This is a genomic window from Sodalis sp. RH21 (assembly GCF_047324175.1).
Classification (GTDB): domain Bacteria; phylum Pseudomonadota; class Gammaproteobacteria; order Enterobacterales; family Enterobacteriaceae; genus Acerihabitans.
The window spans coordinates 3,371,038-3,392,034 of the sequence record NZ_CP178732.1; the positions used below are offsets into that span (position 1 = coordinate 3,371,038).

The following is a 20,997-nucleotide window of genomic DNA, read 5'->3' on the forward strand; positions in this document are numbered from 1 at the left end:
GACACTGCGTTAGCCGGCCTCATGCATTTCGAGGGCCGGGAACTCCCTTTTCGCGCGGGGGATACGGTAGCCAGCGCGCTGCTGGTCGCCGGTATCGATTTTTCCCGCACCACGCCCCTGTCCGGGGCTGCCCGCGCGCCTTATTGCCTGATGGGGATCTGTTACGAATGTCTGGTGAACATAAACGGCGCCGATAACCAGCGCGCCTGCCAGGTCCAGGCCGAACACGGCATGGTGGTCAGCCGCCAGACGGGCGCGCGCGCCGATGCGATGATGACGGTACCGTTCATAGCCACCCGGAGCACGCTATGACGCAATGGGATGCCATTGTCCTGGGCGCCGGGCCGGCGGGGATCGCCGCCGCGACCAGATTATCCGCGGGCGGCGCCCGCGTAATGCTGGTTGACGAAAACGCCGCGCCGGGCGGGCAAATATGGCGCGGCGTTGAAACGGCGTCCGCGCAGCGTATCGCCCTGCTGGGACCCGATTATCTGTATGGCCAGCGGCGTGTCGCGGCCCTGCGCGCCGGCACGGCGACGCTGGCGCTCGATACCACTCTTTGGCGGGTCGAAGCCGACGGCGCGGTATGGTTAAAAAGTCCCGCGGGCCTTGCCCGGCATCACAGCCCGCACATCGTCCTGGCCACGGGCGCAATGGAACGGCCGGTACCGCGGCCCGGCTGGACATTGCCCGGGGTCACCACCATCGGCGGGCTGCAAATTTTGCTCAAGAAACATGGGATACTGCCGGCGGGACCGTTACTACTGGCAGGCACCGGCCCGCTGTTCTATCTGTATGCGCAGCAATGCCTCAAAGCCGGAAAGCGCGATATTATCCTGCTGGATACGGCGCGGCGGCACGGCTGGTTGAAGGCGGCCAATGCGTTTCCGCGCGCCCTGACCGGCGAGGGAAGCCGCTATTTGCTCAAAGGTATCGGTTTATTATCAACCCTGCGCTGGCACCGCGTGCCTTTTTTTACCGGCGTCAGCGACTTATCCATTGAACAGGACCCGCTGCGGGACGGACTGGTGCTTCATTGCCGTACCGGCCGGAAAACCAGGACTTTTGCAGCACAGCATGTCGGTTTACATGAAGGGGTCATTCCCGAACAGCACGTGGCGCGCTCGCTGGGGTGCGACTTTCTTTGGGATGAGATCGCATGCGCGTTCAGGCCCCGGCGCAGCACGGCGCTGGAAAGTTCGGTTGCCGGCGTGTTTATTGCCGGCGATGCCGGCGGCATTGGTGGCTATCGCGTCGCCGAGGCGGAAGGACGATTGGCCGCCATCGCCATACTCCACCGGCTGGGAAAACTCGCCGAGGCGCCAATGCGCCAAGAACGACAAGCCGCGCAACGCCTGAGCCGATCGCATTTGACTTCCCGGCCCCTGCTTAACCTGCTCTACGCGCCGTCTCACGAGATTTTGGCGCCGGACAGCGCCGCGCTCGCGTGCCGCTGCGAAGAGGTTTCCTGCGCCGCGGTGCGCGAATCCATCAGGCTAGGCGCCAATGGGCCCAATCAGCTGAAAGCGTTCCTGCGCACCGGGATGGGGCCATGCCAGGGCCGTCTATGCGCCACCACCATCGCCCACCTCTTTGCTGCGGAACGCAATATTCCTCTGGATAAAGCTGGGTTCTATCATATCCGTAATCCTCTCATCCCCGTCTCGGTCGGCGAGCTGGCGGATTTGTATCGGGATAATGAAGCGCCGGATCTCTGACAGCCGGCCATCGGGACAAGCGATTTCACGCAGCATGCTTCCCAGCGGTCCTTGCAATACCCGAAACAAGATCGCCCACTCAATCATGGGCGCCAGCACCGCGGCCTCGTTTGGCCGGTCCAGGCGCCACATCATAATGATCATTAGTGATAGCGCCCTGCCCGGCACCGGACCCCGGCGGCATGTTCAACGTCTGCATCGGCAAACCGGCAGCGCTTATCGCTGATATGCAGCGATATAAAAGCATAAGATATTACCTTTTCGCTCACCAATGCTTATAATGTCTTGACGAATAACAACAGAAGATACATTTTATTAAGGCAAGAATTATGAACCTACGGAAAACCTCTCTCGTATTGCTTATGGGCGCGATGTTACCGGCAGGTGGCGCGTTTGCCGCGGCCAATAGCGTGCTGGTTTACTGCTCCGAAGCCTCGCCGGAATCCTTTAATCCGCAAATCGCCAGCTCCGGCCCGTCTTTTGTCGCCAGTTCCCAGGTGCTGTATAACCGGCTGGTGACCTTCAGGGAAAGCGATAATGTGCCGGTGCCGTCGCTGGCCACCGCCTGGACCATCGGTGCAGATGGGAAAACCTATACTTTTACCCTGCGCCCGGGAGTGAAATTCAACAGCAATAAATATTTTACCCCGACCCGGGATTTTAATGCCGACGATGTTGTTTTCTCCGTCCTGCGGCAAAAAGACGAGAATCATCCGTATCATAAAGTGTCCCGGGCCACTTATGAGTATTTTAACGATGTCGGCCTCGGCTCGCTCATCCAGGATGTAAAAAAACTCGATGACCAGCACGTCCAGTTTACCCTGAGCAAACCCGACGCCACCTTCCTGGCCGTCTGGGGCATGGATTTTACCTCGATCCTCTCCGCGGAATATGCCGACGCCATGTTGAAAGCCGGCACGCCGGAACGGGTGGATACCGACCCGATCGGCACCGGTCCCTATAACCTGAAAGAATATAAAGTCGACTCGGCGATCCGCTATGAAGCCAATCCGCATTACTGGCAGGGCGACGTGCCCACCAAGCGCCTGATTTTTGCCATTACCCCCAACGTCACCACCCGGCTGGCAAAGCTTGAAAAAAACGAATGCCAGATTATTCCCGCGCCCAACCCGGTTAACTTTGATCAAATCAAAAATAACAAGGATCTGGCGCTGCATAGCATTGACGGCTTAAGCGTCGGCTACCTGGCGTTTAATACCGCTAAAAAACCGTTCGACAATGTATTGGTGCGCCAGGCCTTGAACTATGCGGTGGATAAAAAAGCGATCGTGAATGCGGTATTCCTGGGTACCGGTTCGGTGGCCAAATCCCCGATCCCGCCCAATATGCTCGGGTTTGATAAAGATCTCGCGGATTATCCCTACGATCCGGCCAAGGCCAAAGAATTACTGAAGCAGGCGGGTCTGGAGCAGGGCTTTACCACGGACTTATGGTCGATGCCGGTGCAGCGTCCGTACAACCCCAATTCCCGCCGCATCGCGGAAATGATCCAGAGCGACTGGGCGAAGGTGGGCGTCACGGCGAAAATCATCACCTTTGAATGGGGCGAATACCTCGCCGGCATTCGCAAGGGCGAGCATTCCACCGCCCTGTTCGGCTGGATGTCGGATAACGGCGACCCGGACAATTTCGCCAATGTCCTGTTGGGGTGCGGCAGCATCAACAGCGGGTCCAACGCCGCGTTCTGGTGTGATAAGCATTATGACGCCTTGATTCAGCAGGCCAAGGCCATCAGCGATCCGGCCCAGCGCGCCGCGCTGTATAAACAAGCGCAGCAAGTGTTCCATCAGCAGGCGCCGTGGGTGCCGCTGGCCAACGGCAAAACCTTTTACGCCACGCGCAGCAATGTGACCGGCTATAGCGTCAGCCTTAACGGCAGCGATTTTTCCAAAGCGAAACTGGAATAAGGATCGCCGGCCGCAGCCCGCGGGGTTGCGGCCGGTAAACGCATGAAGGGACCGCCGCGGCTTTTTTTTTTGCATCGCCGGCCGGCGGCCCCCTCTCATCAGGCGCTGGCCCGCGCAATAAAATGCCAGTCCATCATTATGCGTTCCGTCGGCGCGTCCGGGTTATCAATTTTTTGAAGCAACAGGGAGGCGGCCCGGCGCCCTATTTCCCTGGACGGCTGCGCGATGGTGGTGAGCTGGGGCGAGACTATCTCGGACAGTTCGGTGCCGTCAAAACCTATCACCGCAATATCGCCCGGGATGGACAGTCCCGCGTCTTCGATGGCGCGCATGGCGCCGGCCGCCAGCGTATCAGACACGGCAAACACCCCATCGGGACGCACATCCGCATCCAGCAATTTTCCCATTGCGGCCTTGCCCGCGCTGAAACTCAGGTCGCTGGCGTATTCAATAGCTTCATAACCGGATTCCTGCCGATGGATCACCGTTTTATAGCCGCGTTCCCTGAGCTGGGCATATTTGTAGCTCAGATCGTGGTTGATAAGCGCAATGCGGCGGCATCCCCGTTGCAGTAAATGCCGGATGGCATGCTCCGCCGCGTCCGTATCGCTGATGCCGACGCAGGAAACGTCGCCGGCATCGGCATATTCCGCGCACTGCACCCAGGGCGTCCGGCCAATCATGGCGCCCAGATCCGTCAAGGTTGAAAATGCATCCATGGTGATAATGCCGTCGACCATTTTGCCGGAGAGCAGCCCCAGGCTGGATTTTGACCGTTCGATATCGGAACCCGAGTTGCATAACAGGATACGGTAGCCGTTTTTTTCCGCTTCTTCTTCAATCCCTTTCACGACATCGGCGCAGAAAGGGTTGGCGATATTCGAGACCATCACCAGAATCATCGAGCTTTTGGCGGTTCTCAGCTGGCGGGCCAGCAGGTTGGGCTGGTAATTGCTTTCCCTGATAGCCGCCAGCACGCGCTCACGGTTCCTGGCTTTGACGGTCTCGCTGTTGTTGAGCACGCGGGACACCGTCGCCACCGAGACGCCTGCCAGTTTGGCTATTTTCTGAATCGACATAACGACAACACATCCTGCGGTCATCACCTTTTTACCAGAGGCTACCACAGTTCACCGGCGGCATGAATCAAAGCCCGGCGTTATCTGCGCGCCGGGCGTTATTCCCAGTCGGCTACCCTGACCCACCGCCGCTGGCGGTAACTTTGCATGATGGCGTCGATGATGCTCATCACGCCGGCGCCCTCGTAAAAGGTGGCGAATGGGCTATGGCCCTTCGCCGGGGCCCGGCCCGCGCCAACGGCGGTATAAAACTGCAGCATCATGTTTTTGAACGCATCCGGCCAGCCTTCAATGTGCCCGCCGGGGAAGTGTGCCGAGCGCGCCGCATCGACGTTCATCAGCCCCGGATCGTCGGAAAGTACCTGATTGCCCCTGGCGCGATGCCCCACCCACAGTCGCTGCGGCGTTTCCTGATCCCAGGCGAGCGAAGCATCGCTGCCGTTCACTTCGAAATTCAGCCGGTTTTTTCTCCCGGCGCTGACCTGCGAAACGTTGAAACAGCCTTTGCTACCATCATCGAACCGGAACAGGACAAAGCCCAGATCCTCGGTGGACACCGGGCGGTCTTCGTAACCCGCGTCCTCCTGTTTGGTGGTAAAGGTCCCATTGCCCGGCACGCTGGCTTTACGCGTCGGCCAGACGATGGATAAATCGGCCATGACTTCGGTAATTCGCCGGCCGGTGACAAACTGCACCGTATCGCACCAGTGGGAACCGATATCCGCCATGGCGCGGGAATCCCCCCCCAGCGCCGCGTCCACGCGCCAGTTGTAGTCGGTCTCCAGCAGCATCCAGTCCTGTAGATAGCCGCCGTGCGCGCAAAACAGCCGCCCCAATTGCCCGTGGCGCAGCATGCTGGCGGCCTGCTGCACCATGGCGAACTGGCGGTAGACGAAACTGACGCCGTGCACCACCCCCGCATCTTCCGCCATGGCCACCAGCTCTCGCGCTTCGTCCACGGTCATGCACAGCGGTTTTTCCGCGAAGACATGTTTGCCGGCGCGCAGGATTTTACGATTGATTTCCGCATGTAAATGGTTAGGCGTGCAGTTATGCACCACATCGAGTCCGGGATGGGCCAGCAAGGCGTCAATGTCGCCGTAAGCATGGGGGACACCCAGCTGCGCCGCTTTGGCCTGCGCCGCGGCCAGCGGCGTATCGCACAGCGCCACTACCTCGACCAAACCCAGGCGGCGGATGGCTTCAATATGCGCGGGCCCGATAAAGCCCGTGCCGACAATACCCGCCTTAATCATGATCCGCGCCCTCCCCGAGTCCGAGCATGCGGCGCGCGGTGATGCGATCTCCAGCGCCGGCGGCAAAATCATCGAAAGCCCGGTCGGCCACCGGAATAATATGGCGGCGGATAAAGTCGCTGCCTTCGCGGGCGCCGGTTTCGCTGTCTTTCAGGCAGCATTCCCATTCCAGCACCGCCCAGCCATCAAAGTCATACTGGGAAAGCTTGCTGAAAATCCCTTTGAAATCGATTTGGCCGTCGCCGGGAGAGCGGAAACGCCCCGCCCGGTCCGGCCAGTTCTGATAGCCGCCGTAGACGCCGCTGCGTCCGCTGGCCGCGAATTCGGCATCCTTGACGTGGAACGCTTTGATGCGCGGATGATAGCGATCGATGAATGCCAGATAGTCCATGTGCTGCAAATGCAGATGGCTGGGGTCAAACAGGATATTGCAGCGCGGATGGTTATCCACCCGCGCCAGGAAACGTTCAAACGTGGCGCCGTCATGCAGGTCTTCGCCCGGGTGAAGCTCAAAACACACATCCACCCCATGCTGGTCAAAACAATCCAGTATCGGCCGCCAGCGCTGCGCCAGCTCATCAAACGCCTCGTTCAGCAGCGTCTGGTTATGCGGCGGCCAAGGATAGAAGTACGGCCAGGCCAGCGAGCCGGAAAAGGTGGCGTGCGCCGTTAATCCCAACTTCCCGGACGCGGCGGCCGCCTGTTTTAACACCCGGGTCGCCCAAGCCTGGCGCGCTTGAGGATTGCCGCGCACGGCGTCGGGGGCAAAGCCATCGAACGCCAGATCATAAGCGGGATGGACGGCAATCAATTGCCCCTCAAGGTGGGTGGAAAGCTCGCTGATGGTCAGACCGTGGTCGGCCAGTGTCTCCATGATTTCATCACAATAGATCTGGCTGCTCGCGGCTTTTTCCAGGTCGAATATGCCCGGGTGGTTGCAGGGGATCTGCAGGGCTTTGTATCCCAGCGAGGCGGCCCACTTGGCCAGCCCATCGAGCGTATTAAATGGGGGCAGCCCGCCGATAAACTGCGACAGGAAAATACCCGGACCTTTAATCGTTTTCATTACATCTCCCATAAAATCAAACGTGCTCTGGTTCTTTATATTTAAAAGAAAAGAGAAAAATCACGGCGATAATCGCGGCGGAAATCGCCGGAATCCACCAGAAGGTCACCCACGCCTGCGGCACGGCCTGTCCCGCCACCAGACGGTTGTAAAGCGCGCCGGAAATCTGCGAACCCAGCAGCATGCCGATGCCATAGGTGAACATGACAATCATGCTCTGCGCCTGCCCTTTCACCTTGTCGCCGGCAACGCGATCGGTATAGATAAAACCGACGACGAAAAAGAAGTCATAGCAGACGCCGTGCAGCAGGATGCCGAGATACAGCAGGAACCGCCCCTCTTCGCTTACGCCCAGGGCGAAAAAGGCGTAGCGCACGAACCAGGCCAGCATGCCGATCAGCAGCATGTACTTAACGCCCAGGCGGCGGAACAGCAAAGGGATGACCAGCATAAAAAAGATTTCAGACATCTGGCCGAAAGACATGGCGGTGCTGACGTCGGCGATACCCACATCGGCAAGATACGATGCGGTATACGCGTAGTATGTGCCGAGCGGTACGGAAATCAGCATGGCGCAGAGTGAGAAAACAAAGAAATGGCGGGTTTTGAGCAGCGCGAACGCGTCTGCGCAAAGCAGGTCGCGCAGCGCCACCGGCAGACCTTTGGCCGGCGCGGGGGTATGCGGCAATGTCAGGCTGTATATCGCCAGAATAACCGAGCAGATTGCCGCCACCCAGAAAATATTCACGCTGGCCGAAACGCCGGTTACGCCGATAAAAATGCCGGCGATAATCCAGCCGATGGTGCCGAACACCCGCACTACCGGAAAGCTTTTATCGACATTTTTCAGGCTGTGGAACGCAATGTTATTAGTCAGCGCCAGCGTCGGCATATAACAGAGCGTATAGGCGAACAGCAGCGCGATCAGCAGCGTGCCGTTTTCATTGAACAAAGCCTGCGGCACGAACCAAAGGATTACCGCCCCGGCCAGATGCATCACCGCCATGACTTTTTGCGAGGCGAAAAAACGGTCCACCAGCATGCCCAGCACGAACGGAGACAAAATCGAGGCGATGGGGCCGGCCGAGAACGCATCGCCGATCAGCAGTGACATATTATGGTTTGCCATCACCAGGCCCAGCGTGACCGACCAGCTCCCCCAGATAAAGAACTGTAAAAACATCATTAATGATAACCGCGGCACCAGGAACCGATGCTGCACGTTGCCATTTTCACTACTTTCCATTGTTGATGTCATTTTTTTGCCTCATCATAAAAAGTAATCGATTACAAAATGCGTTTAGCAAAAAGTAATCGATTACAAAATAATTATCCCGCCCTTTATAAAAGAATTGCGAGATCTATCACGATAAAGTTATTGCGCGAAAAAAAGGCGGCATTCCACCTTTGCCGCCGAATTACCGCCAAGAAGGACGGCGCTGATGCTAAAAAGCTAAGCCTGGTTCGCGTAATGTTTACCAAAAGTACGCATCACGGCTTCAATGAAAACACTCAACTTGGCCATGCGCTGGCGATCGGGCCGGTAAAGCAAATGCATCGGCCGCGGCGGCGAAATGAAGGACGTCAATAAGGGGATAAGCTTGCGCTGTGCCAGCGCCTCATGCGCCAGTATCTCCGGCGCCATCAGTATGCCGCTCCCTGCCAGCGCCGCCGCCAGCAAGGCATAGCTGTCATTGACCCGCAGGCGACTGCTCACCGGCACGGACACCAGGTCGCCATTTTGCATAAACCGCCATTCGTGCATCTTCTGGCGGTCCCAATGGGCAAAGCCCAGGCAGTCGTGTTCAGCCAGTGCTTGCGGGTCCGGGGGAATCCCCCGGCGGGCGAGATAATCCGGTGCGGCGCAGACCACCAACCGGTAAGGAAGCAGCGCGCGGGCAACCACGCCGGGATCGAGATTATCGCCGATGCGAAAGGCGATATCGATATCGCCTTCGGCCAGCTTGCTGAAGCTATCGGTCAGATCAATATCAAATTCAATCGCCGGATAGTCCTTATGGAAACGACTGATGAATGGCATCAGCGTGGTATTGCCGAAAGTGACCGGGGCGCTGATACGCAGCGTGCCTTCCGGTTTGGTTTTCATTTGCTGGGCCAATGCGTCGGCAGCATCGATCTCATGCAAAATCAGCCGGCAGCGCTGGTAATACTGCCGGCCGAATTCCGTCAGAACCTGGCGGCGGGTGGTACGGAGCAGGAGGCGCATCCCGGTTTGCTGTTCCAGCCCGGCTACCGCTTTGGCGACCCGCTGCGGGGAGACGCGCAATTTGGCTGACGCAGACGCGAAACTCCCCGTCTCTACCGTCAGCACGAACGCCAGCATACTTTTCAGCTTATCCATTACCGTCTCTTTAGTTGTTAATGCCGCAATAAAAGCGCTAGTTATCGCTCATTCGCAATCTGGTATCTTAAATAAAGTTAACCAAAAAGGATAAGAATATGAAAAAAATCGCCATTATCGGTGCGGGATATTTAGGCCGCGGCTGCGCCCAACTGTTTCTGAACGCCGGTTACCAAGTCATGATCAGCAATTCGCGCGGCAAAAATTCATTAAGCAGCGTAGTCAGCGGTATTGTCGGTTGCCAGATAGGCACCACAGAGGAGGCGGTCGATTTTTCCGATATCGTGCTAATCGCTATCCCGTTTACGCAGATAGCCGCCTTAACCGCTGATGCGTTCAGCAAAAAGATCGTTATCGACGCCAATAACTATTATCCGGAGCGGGATGGTCAAATAGAGGCGCTTGATGCGCATCAGATAACCACCAGCGAGCTGGTCGCTAAACATCTGCGCGGCGCCTATGTGGTGAAAGCCTTTAATGCCATACTTGCCACGGATTTAGTAAAAGACGCGCGGCCGAAAAACGATCAAAACCGGCGGGCGCTGCCGATTGCCGGGGATCATGCTGAAGCCAAAGCCGAGATTTTACGGTTGTATGATGATGTGGGCTATGACGCAGTGGATGCGGGAAAGCTGGCCGATAGTTGGCGTTTCGAGCGCGCCAAGCCGGCTTACTGCATTGCGCTGAATAAAGCCGAACTGGCGGCGGCGCTGCAAGCGGCGCAACGGGATAAAGAAGTCGCCCATGGCTCATGGCGGCATAATTGATACATACCGCATAATACCCGCAGCGGCTTCGTTTCCTGCCCTGGCAGGATAAACCTGTCGACTGGATATACGCCGCCGAGGCAAAAATCCGGCGGCTGATATGGCCAGGCGCCGGACTTGCCGGGGAGCACGCACCTCTTACGCAGGCAGCAGCCCGGTCATACGATAGCTCGCAATGATCTCATCATAGAACGAAATATCAGCGCGGCCGCGCGCTTTTTGCGGCCTTGCATTTTTTCAACACCTCCGGCAGCATTTGCTTGATGGATCTGTCAGAACCTGAGTGGCTCAGGGCGAGGGATTTAAGCCTTTCTGCTATTTTTGGTCGTCATACGCGCCGGAGGCGGTTATGCATTATCAAGCCATACTGGATTTCTGGTTCAGTGAAATAAGCCCTGTGCAATGGTTCCGTAAAGATCCCGCATTCGACCAAACCGTTCGCCAGCGCTTTTCCTCGGTGCGCCAGGCTGCGATAAACGGCGAGCTTGATGCCTGGCGGGAAAATATTCATGGCCGGCTGGCCGAGATAATCGTTATCGATCAGTTCTCGCGCAATCTGTTCCGGGAAAACCCCGCCGCCTTTGCCGCTGACGGCATGGCGTTGGTGCTGGCACAGGAATTAATCCGGCAACCGGGCTATGGGGCGCTGGCGCCTGACTGGAAAGGCTGCGCGTTAATGCCTTTTATGCACTCCGAGTCCAGCGTCATTCATACGCGCGCCCTGCAACTGTTTGCCGAGGCGGGCAATGAAAAAAACCTGAATTTTGAGCGAGCCCACAAGGCGATTATTGACCGGTTCGGGCGTTATCCCCACCGCAACCCTATTCTGAACCGCCGGTCCACGCCGGAAGAAAACGAATTTATAAAGCACCATAAGGGATTCTGACCGGATCTACTCGGCAAGCGGCGCCGGCGCCGGCAGCAACCCGCCTCACCCATACCAGGCGTACCCCTTGGGCACGCGCGAGAAGCCGACCGCGGACAAGACGTCCGCCGCCGGACCGGCATTCGCCGGCTTGCCATCGATATTTTCCAGGGTAAACACCCGGCGGTCCTCGCGCTTGAGCGCGGCCGCCAGCGCGCGTATTCCGGCGGCAAGCCACCCGGCGGTGGCCGCGTCATGGCTATCAAAAAAGGTCAGCAGCTGGCGGCCGCTTGGCCCCAGATAGCCGGCCAGCCTGCCGTTGCAAATGATCACCATGGCGCCGCCGCGCCGCGCCGGGTGAATGCCTGAACGGTGAGCGGGCCAGGGCAGCAGCCAGCCGAAGGGATTGGCCGGGTCATAGGCAGCCAAGGCCACCGCCACCGGTTCGCCGGGCGGCGCCTCCGCCAGCTCGCGCAGACGTTCGATGCAGTCCCTGTCGGCAAACTGCGCGGCGCCCAAGCCGGTGATGAACCGCCCGCGCAGCACCCGGCCCGCCTCTTCCATCCTCCGCAGCACCGGTTGCAGCGCGGGAAAGCCCCCCGGCACCTGTTCCGCCACGGCCACGCCGCGGCTGATTGCGCCATAGCGGTCGAAGAGATTCTCCACCAGGGTCAGCGTCCTGACGGTATCATTGACCGGCTCGCCGGCCAGCAATGACCAGCGGCCGGCCAGGGCCGCATCGCCGAACCGGGCATTCCTCGCCGCCGCCGGTTTGGCCGGCTGCCATACCGGCACCCACCCCACCACCTGGCGCCGGTGCCGCGGCGAGCGGGCCGGGCGCGGGCGCGCGGGCGGGCGTGAACCGATCAGCGCGCGCAGCGGCGACCAGGTGTCGCTGGTGACGCGGCCTTGCCAGGCCAGGTCCCACAATGCTTCGGCAACCGCGGCAGGCGCCCCCTCCCCGGCCAGTCCCGGTTCGGCCGTTCCTTGTTCGGCGTCATTGGACAGCCGCGCCTGGGCGAGCGGCGCCAACTGACGGACAAAATAGGCGCCGCCGTCCGCCAGCACATCAAGAATGGCTTGCTGCAACGCGGACGGCGTGCCGGCGTCATCGTCCGCCGGCGGCAGCGTTTCGCCGGCGTTGTCGCGCAGATGCAGGGAGACCAGCCCATCGTCGTCGCCCATAGCGCCATGACCGGCCCAGAGCACTTCGCCGGTGGACATCAGCTCATCCAGCATGGCCGGCCGGTAGTCATGCACCCTGGCGGGTAAAATCTGGCGTTCCCACAGCGAAGCCGGCAAAGCCACTCCCGCCAGTTGCTCGATCGCCCGCGCCACGCCCTCGATGCCGTCAAAGGCGCCCTGCCCCACGGCCGGAGCCTGACCCGCCGCCGGCGCGGCGGCGTCGGTCAGCAAGCCCTGGCGCTCCAGCACCAGCCGCACGAAGGCCTGCTGGGATACCGGCCGGGTCGCCTCGCGCGCCGCCTGCAGGGAGCGCGCCCGCAAACGGCGGAATACCTCATCCCCTACCCACTGGCGCTGGCTGCCTGCGCCCGCGACATTGCAGGGCAAAATCCGGCCCCGATCGCGCAGGCGTTCCAATTGCTCGTTGACCACGGCCACGCCCAGCCCAAAGCGCACTGCCGCCTGCGCCGCGGTAAACGGGGCATGGGTGCGGGCATAGCGGCTGAGCAATTCGCGCAAGGGCGCGTCGGCCGATTGCAGAAATGCGCCCGGAATGCCTGGCGGCAACTTTACGCCCAGCGCGTCGCGTAAACGGGCGGCATCCTCTATGCCGGCCCAGCGGGACTCCCCAGCGATACGCACGGGAATAATCCGCCGGGCCGCCTCCAATTGCGCCAGATAATCGCCGGGGTCGCCGCCGGCCAGACGCGCCGCAATCTCCGGGCGCGATAAAGGGCCCAGTTCACGCAATAGATCAACCAGCCCTTCCGCGCCCTTCACCTGGCGATCCGCGGCGGTGCGCTGCAATTCCCGCCCGACCTGTTCCACCACCCCGGGATCGAGCAATTCGCCCAGTTCCACTTGCCCCAACAGCTCGCCGAGCAAGCCGCTGTCCAGCGACAATACCGACGCCCGGTGTTCGGCCAGCGGCACATCGCCCTGGTACATAAACTCGATCACATAGCCAAACAGCAAATTGGCCGCAAACGGCGAAGGAAGTTCGGTGGTGACCTCCAGCAATCGCACCGCGCCGTCATGCAGCCGCTGCATAAGTGCCTGCAGGGCGGTCAGGTCGTACACGTCCTGCAAACACTCCCTGGCGGTTTCGATTATCAGCGGGAAATCGTCATGCTCCCGGGCGATCTCCAGCAGTTGGCCGGCGCGCAGCCGCTGCTGCCACAGCGGCGAACGCTTGCCGGGCCGGCGGCGGGGCAGCAGCAACGCGCGCGCCGCGCATTCGCGAAAGTGGGCGACAAACAGCGCCGATTGCCCTACCGCATCGGTAACGATTTGCAGCAGCGCGTGCGGGTCGAAAACAAACAGTTCCGCGCCTGGAAGGCGGCCCAGGCTGTCCGGTATGCGAATGATGATACCGTCATCGCTGGCGACGACGGCGGGGTCGATGTTTAAACGCCGGCGAATTCGCGCGGCGATCGCCAGCCCCCAGGGAGCATGCACGCGCTGGCCATACGGCGAATGCAGCATCACCCGCCAGTCGCCGCTCTCATCGCGACAACGTTCGATCACCAAGGTCTGGTCGGTGGGCATCGCCCCGGTGGCCTCCCGTTGCTCCGCCACCAATTCCACCAGATTATTGATGGCGTAATCATCCAACCCGGCGGCAGCGAGACGCGCCGTCAGGGGACCGTTTTCATTTAGCGGATGACGCGGGTCCGCCGTCGCCGCCTCCACTTCGCGCAGGAAAACGCCGATGGCCTCCCCCAATTCAGCCGGACGGCCCGCATTGTCCCCATGCCAAAACGGCAGTCGGGCGGAGCGTCCCGGCGCCGGGATCACCACCACCCGATCGTGGGTAATCTGCTGGATGCGCCAGGAGGTGGCGCCCAGCGTAATGACGTCGTTGACCCGCGACTCGTACACCATCTCCTCGTCGAGCTCGCCGACCCGGCGCGCGCCCTTCTGCTCTTCGCCTTCCGGCAAGACTACCGTAAACATGCCGCGATCCGGAATCGTGCCGCCGCTGGTGACCGCCAATTGCTGCGCCCCGGGGCGGGCGGTGAGCGAGCCGCTCGCCCGATCCCAGATCAGGCGCGGGCGAAATTCGCCGAACGCCTCCGACGGGTAGCGGCCGGCCAGCATATCCAGGGTGGCGTCGAACGCGCTGCGCGGCAACGCGCGAAACGGGTCCGCGCGCCGCACCATCGCATACCAGTCTTCGATATTAAGCGGTTCCATGGCCACCGCGGCCACGGTGTGCTGCGCCAACACATCGAGCGGATTGCGCGGCGGCGCCACCGCTTCCAGGCGCCCGGCCAGCATGCGCTCCACCGTCACGGTGGCGTCGATTAAATCGCGCCGGGTGCGCGGATAAAACACGCCGGCGGACACGCCGCCGACCTGATGGCCGGCGCGCCCCACCCGCTGCAGCGCGCTCGCCACCGAGGGCGGCACGCCGACCTGGATCACCCGATCCACCAGCCCCATGTCGATGCCGAGCTCCAGGCTGGAAGTGGCGACCACGCAGCGCAGTTCGCCGGCTTTGAGCGCGGTTTCAATTTCCGCCCGCCGCTCCTTGGATACCGAGCCATGATGCGAGCGGGCGATGACCGGCGGTTCCCCGGCGGCGCGCTTGCCGGTGCCGCCCGAGTTGGACAGGTAATGCGGGTCGGGTTCCGCCGACAGGGAGGACATGGCGTAGCGTTCGGCATAGCCTTCATTGAGGCGCGCCGTCAGCTTTTCCGACAGCCCGCGGGAATTGGTAAACACGATGGTGGAGCGGCAGGTGAGGATCTGCTCAAGGATGCTGGCCTCCACATGCGGCCAAATCGACCCAGCGCGCCCGGATGCTTTCATCGCCGGGGACGCATCGCCGCGCGGCGGTATATCGGTCATATCCGCCACCGGCACCACGATCTTCACCACCAGGGACCGGCTCGACGGCGGGTTGACCACCGTCACCGCAAGCGCGCCGCCCAGGAAACGGGCCACGCGCTCCACCGGGCGCACCGTCGCCGACAAGCCGATGCGCTGCGCCGGCGCGGGCAGCAAGGCGTCCAGCCGCTCCAGGCTCAGCGCCAGATGAGAACCGCGCTTGGTGCCGGCCACCGCATGGATCTCATCGATAATCACCGTGGTTACGCCGCGCAAGGTTTCGCGCGCCTTGGAAGTCAACATCAGATACAGCGACTCGGGGGTGGTGATCAGAATATCCGGCGGCCGCCGCAGCAGGCTGGCGCGTTCGGCGGCCGGCGTGTCGCCGGTACGCACGCCCACGGTCAATTCCACGCCGGGATCGCCGCGCTGCCGGCGCCTGGCGCTGACGCCATCGAGGGGTATGCCCAAGTTGCGCCGCACATCGGCCCCCAGCGCCTTGATGGGCGAGATATAAACCACCCGGGTGGCGGTTTGGCGCGCGCGCTCGGGCTCGCGTTCGCGCTCCTGAAACAGCCGGTCGATGGCGTGCAAAAAGGCCGCCAGCGTCTTGCCCGAACCGGTGGGCGCGATCACCAGGGTGCAGTCGCCGGCGCCAATCGCCGCCCAGGCGGCCTGCTGCACAGGCGTCGGCGCGGCGAACGCCGAGGCGAACCAGTCCCGGGTGGCGGGATGGAACCGGCTTAGGGGATGGGGGGGAGTCCGTTCTGGCTTCAACATTGCCGGCTAACGTCCGAAGGCGCGGTATCGAACCAGCGCCGTGGGGCGGCGCGCGGCTGGCGTCCCATTTTCCAATAGGGAAAAAGCGATTTTATTCATGGCGAGGCGATCCTTTTAGGTCCGGACGGCTGGCAGGCAGCGGTTGATGCCGGCACACACGTAATAACAGCTTAGCAGATTGCCGCCATGGCGTTTTGCGCGCCGCCGGTCGCCGCGGACCCGTGGGGATGCGCCGCCAGCTTGAATACCGGGACGTTTTTTATTTGATCACCCAAAACCCATGGGTGCCGTCCTGGGACAATTGCGCCACCAGGCCGTACTCCCACTCCAAATAGGCCTGCATGACCTGCGCCGGCACATCGGTGCCTTCATACGGGCGGCGATAGCGGTCGATACGCGGCGACAGCAGCCGGGTTTCGCCTTGCTCCAGCGGCAGATTCGCCGCCCGCCAGGCGGCGTTGCCGCCGTCCAGCACGTAAACCGGCTTGCCGGTCAGCCGTTCCAGTTCCTCCACCGCATAGGCCGCCAGCAGGCTGGTGCCGCAGGTGACCACATAGCGTTGCGCGGACGGTAAGGCATCCGCCGCGGCCAGCTTGTCCAGCTCCGCGCGCAATAACCAGCTGGCGCCCGGGATATGGCCGGCGACGTAATTGGCGCTGCCGGTAACATCGAGCACCGCGGTGCCGGCCTCCCGCAGCCAGCCGGCCAGGAGAGCGGCGTCCACCCGCCGCTGCGGCGGCAAGGCGGGCAACGGCGGCGGCCATGCGCCCCGCTCGCTAAAATCGCCGGCGGCCAGCCCGTCCAGCACCCAAACCTGCCAGTTCATCTGCGCCAGCCAGGATGCGGTCATATCGGCGCGCGCCTGCAGGTCGTCCACCAGCACGATGCGCGCGCCGCGCACGCTGGCGTAATGATCGGTCTCCTGCACCAGCTGGCCGCCCGGCGCCGGCCGGGCGCCGGGCAGATGGCCGGCGGCATATTCCTCCGGGGAGCGCACATCGAACACATACGTGGTGCGCTCGCTATCGGCCCGCCACTGCGCCAGATCCTCCATGCCGGCCCGTTTAACCCCGGCGCGATCGGCGACCCGGCGGGCATCCTGGCCGGCCAGGCGGCGAATAGCGGCGCCCGGCTGCCCATAGCGGCGCTGCTGGCCCCGTTCCAGGTCATAACCGGCCAACGTCCAGCCGATGGTGCCGTTGCGCAGGGCGAAGACCGGATTGGCGATGCCCGCATTCACCAGCGACTGGGCGCCGATGATGCTGCGGGTGCGCCCGGCGCAGTTGACGATCACCCGGGTCGACGGCGCGGGAGCCAGATCCCGCACCCGCAATACCAGCTCCGCCCCCGGCACGCTGATGCTGCCGGGGATATTCATGGTCTGGTACTCATCAAAGCGGCGCACATCCAGCACCACCGCATCCGCCTGCCGATCCAGCAGTTCTTTCACCTGTTCCGCCGCCAGCGAAGGGGTATGGCGCTGATGCTCCACCCATTCGCCGAAAGACTTGCTGGGGGAATTCACATCCATGAACAGTACGCCGCCCGCCGACCGCCAGCCGGCAAGGTCATCTTCCAGCAGCGCCACATCGGTATATCCCAGGGCCAGCAGGCGCTGCGCGGCCCTGGCGGCCTGCCCCGCGGCGTTATCATACAATGTCACCGGGGTGTCCGGCCGCGGGATGCGCGCCAAAACCTCGATGTCCAGTTTCGATAAAGGAATATTCACGGCGAACAGCGGATGGCCTTCGGCATAGAGGGCCTCTTCGCGGACATCCACCAGCGCCATTTCCCGCCCGTCCAGCAGGGCCTGGCGGATTGCCCCCGCCCCGCGCCGCGTTATTGCTTGATTAGCCATGGTGCGACAAATCCCAAATGTTAGGTCACAAGGTATCGGAGTAACCGGAGATAAACCGTTTTTCGCTGCCGTCCGGTTGATAGGCGGCGCGCCGCCCCCCCGGACAAACTGGCCACCGTGAAGCGCTGGCGCGAATCGGCATGGAGTCAATACTGCGGATAATACTGCCGGTGCGTTGGGCAAAGGCATCGTCCAGCAGCCGTCATGGCAGACCAGCTCGGCCGGCAAGCGCTTGCCCCGGCGCAGGATAACGGCCTCTCCCGCCGTTACTCCAGTACGGCCGCCCCAACTGCCCGATAAGCAAGGCTGCGATCTCAGAAGCTGAAGTGATATTTTTCGGCCAGGCCCAGTTCTTTGACGATGCGCACTCCTTTTTGCAGGGCTTCTCCCTGCAAATCCTGCAGCGGCCGGCGCAAACTGCCCCCCGGCAGGCCGATGGCGTTCATTAATGATTTGACCGCCACCGGATTGATCGCCGAATAGGTATAATGCAGCAACGGCAACAGGTGCTGGTACGCCGTGCGGAAACGCGCGCTATCTTCGCCGGAACGCCAGGGGCGCGAAATCTCGGCCAGCTCGGCCGGCGCGATATTGCCGGTCATATTGGCGGTGCCGTGTCCGCCCAGCGCCATGGTCGGCACCACCAGTCCCAGGTTGGGCGAGTCGCAACACATCACCGCCACATCGGGATTGCCGGCCAGCACTTGCGCCACCTGGCCGACGCGGGTAGTGGACTCTTTATGCACGATATAATTGGGATGTTTGAAAATTCGCAGCAGCGAGTCCCAATGCAGATCGGTTTTTACCCGCGGGGGATTGTTATAAATGCCCAGGGGCAAATCCGTCGCATCGGCGATCTCCAGGAAATAACGCTCAATATCGTTTTCGCTGGCGCAAATGTAGGCCGGCGCGGCCAGGATGGCGCCGTCGGCGCCGTTATCCTGGGCATAACGCACATAGTCGATACTGGTATCGGTGTTATTGCCGGTACAGCCGTAAAATAATTTCATCTTGCCGGTTTTAAACTGCGCCGTGCGGCGGATGATCTCTTTTCGCTCGTCGGCTGACAGCATGGAGACTTCGCCGGTGGACCCCATAATCAGTACCGCCGCCGTGCCATGGCTCTCCTGGAACGCCAATAAGGTGCGGAATGCCTCGAAATCAATACTGCCGTCGGCATTGAATGGCGTAATCAGCGCCACAAAAGACCCTTCTATTTTCTGAATGCCCATGTCGTACTTCACCTCTCGCCGTCATGATTAAAGCCGGTGGGCCAATGCGCCCCGGCCGCGTATCCGTCTCTAGCGCAATGGCGCCGGCGCAGCAAAGCCCGCCGCGACAAAACGCAGTAAGTTGTCCAATACTTCTTCATCGTCATCGCTGTTGCACAAGCCATGGGACATAATGGCCAGCCGCCCGGACAGCGGATCGGAGTCCGCCAGCACGTGCATGGCGGCGCCGCGGGCAAACTCATAACGCCAGATGATTTCCGCGCGGGAAAGCCGCGGCGCCGCGCGGGCGAAAGCGGCGAAAAAACGTTCCGCCACATAATCGAACTTATCCGCCACCATGGCGGTTATCGTCGCCTGCGGCGAGGCGCGCAAATGCTGTAATAAACGTACGGCAATCCGGCCGCCGTCGGGCGAGCGCGCCGATTTGACCAGCGGGCGCAATAGCGCGTTGAGTATGGCCTCCAGCGGCGGCGCGCGATCGGCATAGCGCGCGTCAAGCTCGTCGAGCAATGCGATACGGGCGTTATTCAGGGGATCCAACACCTTGTTGAGCACTTCGCGCAGCAGTCCGTCCTTTGAGCCGAAATAATAATTTACGGCAGCTATATTTACCTTGGTCGTTTCGGTAATTTCCCGGATGGTGGTCAATTCATTGCCTTTGGTGGCGAAAATATTGACGGCCTCCGCGAGAATACGTTGTTTAACGTCCGAGTCTTTAATTTCCGCCACGCGTTATCTCCCTGATTCTATTTTTTGCCTTAGCCATAACGTCATTAATAGCGGCCCGGACTTTAACCGGCATACCGCCATTATATCTGTACCTTGAAAGTTATATCACAACCCTGACACGGGATAATAATACGATTCAAACATCCGTTTGAAATGATTTTTTTAACTTTGCTTAGTTAAAAATGATGTAAGCTTTTCCATTCTGCCCTCATGACTCAATCCGGCTTCATCGTCTCCAATCAATCCATTGAATAATAATAATTTATATTAAATTTTACGCCATGGCCTATCCCTTCGGGGAGCGACGAGCCATGGACTTTGCCGGCCATCAAGTTCCGGCGTATTGACAACCACCATTTTAAAAATCTATTTTAAAGGCACGTTTTAAATATCATTTATGTTAACACCCTTCCCTAACGCCGCTTGGTAACGAGGTTGAAAATCGATGAACGCTGGACGCACAATAGCTATTAAAAATAAAATATTGCTGGCACTGACCCTTGCCGTTTCAACCTTGTCCATATTCAATTGCGCCCAGGCAGATGATAAATTGAACGAGATATTGAAAAAACAAAATATTCAAGTGGGCGTTAGGACAGAACTGAAAGATTTTGGCTATATGAACCCCGCCACCAATGAAATTACCGGGTTTGATATCGATATCGCCAAAGAAATCAGCAAAGATATTTTTGGTAAAGACAATGCCATCGTGCTGGTGCCGGTTAATGCGCAGAACCGCACCACGCAATTGAATACGGGCCGGGTGGATTTGCTGGCGGCGACGCTTTCCGTCACGCCTGACCGGATGAAGGAAGTGAGTTTCTCGAAAGTGTATTTCCTGTCGGGCCAGTCGCTGCTGGTTAAAAAAGACTCGCCCATCCAAGGTGAAAAGGATTTATCCGGACGGGTCGTCTGCGCGGTAGTGGGATCGTCCCAGGAGGCGGTGATCCGCAAACGGGTGCCCGACGCGCAGGTATTGACCTATTCAAGAGCGCCCGAGGCGCTGCTGGCGCTGCAGGGCGGCAGATGCGACGCCTTTACCTATGGAATTTCGGTGCTCCGGGACATGATCAAGTCCAACCCGAATACCCGGCTGGCCGGGGGTCTGATGACCTTCGAAGCCATGAGCCTGGGGGTGAAAAAAGGCGATGATTCCCTGCTCGCCGCCGTCGATACCGCCCTGTTGCATATTAAACAGGACGGCCGCTATGCCGCCATTTATAAAAAATGGATTGCCGGCGACTTGCCCGCCGACGTGGACAGCTGGTATGGCATGGACCCGGCCGAAGCGGCCCGGCGTTACGATGCGTCGCGGGGTTAACCTTATGCCGGCAGGCAAG

At 60.5% G+C, this 20,997-nt stretch carries 15 protein-coding genes; 6 read left to right on the plus strand and 9 right to left on the minus strand.

Annotation, left to right across the window (positions count from 1 at the left end):
• The first annotated feature begins 21 nt into the window (after positions 1 to 21).
• From ACL2XP_RS15430 to ACL2XP_RS15440, 3 genes are all read left to right on the plus strand, one after another.
• Positions 22 to 312 (plus strand): (2Fe-2S)-binding protein, encoded by a 291-nt coding sequence (locus ACL2XP_RS15430; protein ID WP_413733663.1) that lies wholly within the window; start codon positions 22 to 24, stop codon positions 310 to 312.
• Positions 309 to 1,718 (plus strand): FAD-dependent oxidoreductase, encoded by a 1,410-nt coding sequence (locus ACL2XP_RS15435; protein WP_413733664.1) that lies wholly within the window; start codon positions 309 to 311, stop codon positions 1,716 to 1,718. Before ACL2XP_RS15430 ends, ACL2XP_RS15435 begins: the two co-directional genes overlap by 4 nt.
• 329 nt (positions 1,719 to 2,047) lie before the next feature.
• Positions 2,048 to 3,646, plus strand: a complete 1,599-nt coding sequence (locus ACL2XP_RS15440) for an ABC transporter substrate-binding protein (RefSeq protein WP_413733665.1) — start codon at positions 2,048 to 2,050, stop codon at positions 3,644 to 3,646.
• A 98-nt stretch (positions 3,647 to 3,744) separates the two neighbouring features.
• Here the strand turns inward: ACL2XP_RS15440 and ACL2XP_RS15445 are convergent, their stop codons facing one another.
• The 5 genes from ACL2XP_RS15445 to ACL2XP_RS15465 form a co-directional block, all read right to left on the minus strand.
• A complete protein-coding gene (locus ACL2XP_RS15445) occupies positions 3,745 to 4,725 on the minus strand; it encodes a LacI family DNA-binding transcriptional regulator (RefSeq protein ID WP_413733666.1) in 981 nt (326 codons plus the stop codon).
• Positions 4,726 to 4,823: 98 nt separating this feature from the next.
• Positions 4,824 to 5,981, minus strand: coding sequence for a Gfo/Idh/MocA family protein (locus tag ACL2XP_RS15450; protein WP_413733668.1), 1,158 nt, complete (start codon positions 5,979 to 5,981; stop codon positions 4,824 to 4,826).
• A complete protein-coding gene (locus tag ACL2XP_RS15455; protein WP_413733670.1) occupies positions 5,974 to 7,047 on the minus strand; it encodes a sugar phosphate isomerase/epimerase family protein in 1,074 nt (357 codons plus the stop codon). The genes ACL2XP_RS15450 and ACL2XP_RS15455 overlap by 8 nt, the downstream gene beginning before the upstream one ends.
• 16 nt (positions 7,048 to 7,063) lie before the next feature.
• On the minus strand, positions 7,064 to 8,305 hold the full coding sequence (locus ACL2XP_RS15460) for an MFS transporter (protein ID WP_413733672.1): 1,242 nt from the start codon (positions 8,303 to 8,305) through the stop codon (positions 7,064 to 7,066).
• 195 nt (positions 8,306 to 8,500) lie between these two features.
• Positions 8,501 to 9,409 carry a LysR substrate-binding domain-containing protein gene (locus ACL2XP_RS15465; protein WP_413733673.1) on the minus strand — a complete coding sequence of 303 codons (909 nt, stop codon included), beginning with the start codon at positions 9,407 to 9,409 and terminating at the stop codon, positions 8,501 to 8,503.
• Between the two features lie 98 nt (positions 9,410 to 9,507).
• Here ACL2XP_RS15465 and ACL2XP_RS15470 point away from each other — a divergent pair, with 98 nt between their 5' ends.
• Together ACL2XP_RS15470 and ACL2XP_RS15475 are read left to right on the plus strand one after the other, a co-directional pair.
• Positions 9,508 to 10,176, plus strand: coding sequence for an NADPH-dependent F420 reductase (locus tag ACL2XP_RS15470; protein ID WP_413733675.1), 669 nt, complete (start codon positions 9,508 to 9,510; stop codon positions 10,174 to 10,176).
• 349 nt (positions 10,177 to 10,525) lie between these two features.
• A complete protein-coding gene (locus ACL2XP_RS15475) occupies positions 10,526 to 11,062 on the plus strand; it encodes a DUF924 family protein (RefSeq protein ID WP_413733676.1) in 537 nt (178 codons plus the stop codon).
• 45 nt (positions 11,063 to 11,107) lie between these two features.
• On the opposite strand, the gene ACL2XP_RS15480 is transcribed toward ACL2XP_RS15475, so the two are convergent.
• From ACL2XP_RS15480 to ACL2XP_RS15495, 4 genes are all read right to left on the minus strand, one after another.
• On the minus strand, positions 11,108 to 15,838 hold the full coding sequence (locus ACL2XP_RS15480; RefSeq protein ID WP_413733677.1) for an ATP-dependent helicase: 4,731 nt from the start codon (positions 15,836 to 15,838) through the stop codon (positions 11,108 to 11,110).
• Positions 15,839 to 16,097: 259 nt separating this feature from the next.
• On the minus strand, positions 16,098 to 17,696 hold the full coding sequence (locus ACL2XP_RS15485) for a rhodanese homology domain-containing protein (protein WP_413733678.1): 1,599 nt from the start codon (positions 17,694 to 17,696) through the stop codon (positions 16,098 to 16,100).
• Between the two features lie 314 nt (positions 17,697 to 18,010).
• A complete protein-coding gene (locus ACL2XP_RS15490; protein WP_413733680.1) occupies positions 18,011 to 18,928 on the minus strand; it encodes a 4-hydroxy-tetrahydrodipicolinate synthase family protein in 918 nt (305 codons plus the stop codon).
• Between the two features lie 69 nt (positions 18,929 to 18,997).
• Positions 18,998 to 19,657 carry a TetR family transcriptional regulator gene (locus tag ACL2XP_RS15495; protein ID WP_413733682.1) on the minus strand — a complete coding sequence of 220 codons (660 nt, stop codon included), beginning with the start codon at positions 19,655 to 19,657 and terminating at the stop codon, positions 18,998 to 19,000.
• 445 nt (positions 19,658 to 20,102) lie between these two features.
• On the opposite strand from ACL2XP_RS15495, the gene ACL2XP_RS15500 reads away from it, so the two are divergent.
• Positions 20,103 to 20,978, plus strand: a complete 876-nt coding sequence (locus tag ACL2XP_RS15500) for a transporter substrate-binding domain-containing protein (protein WP_413733684.1) — start codon at positions 20,103 to 20,105, stop codon at positions 20,976 to 20,978.
• Positions 20,979 to 20,997: the final 19 nt, after the last annotated feature.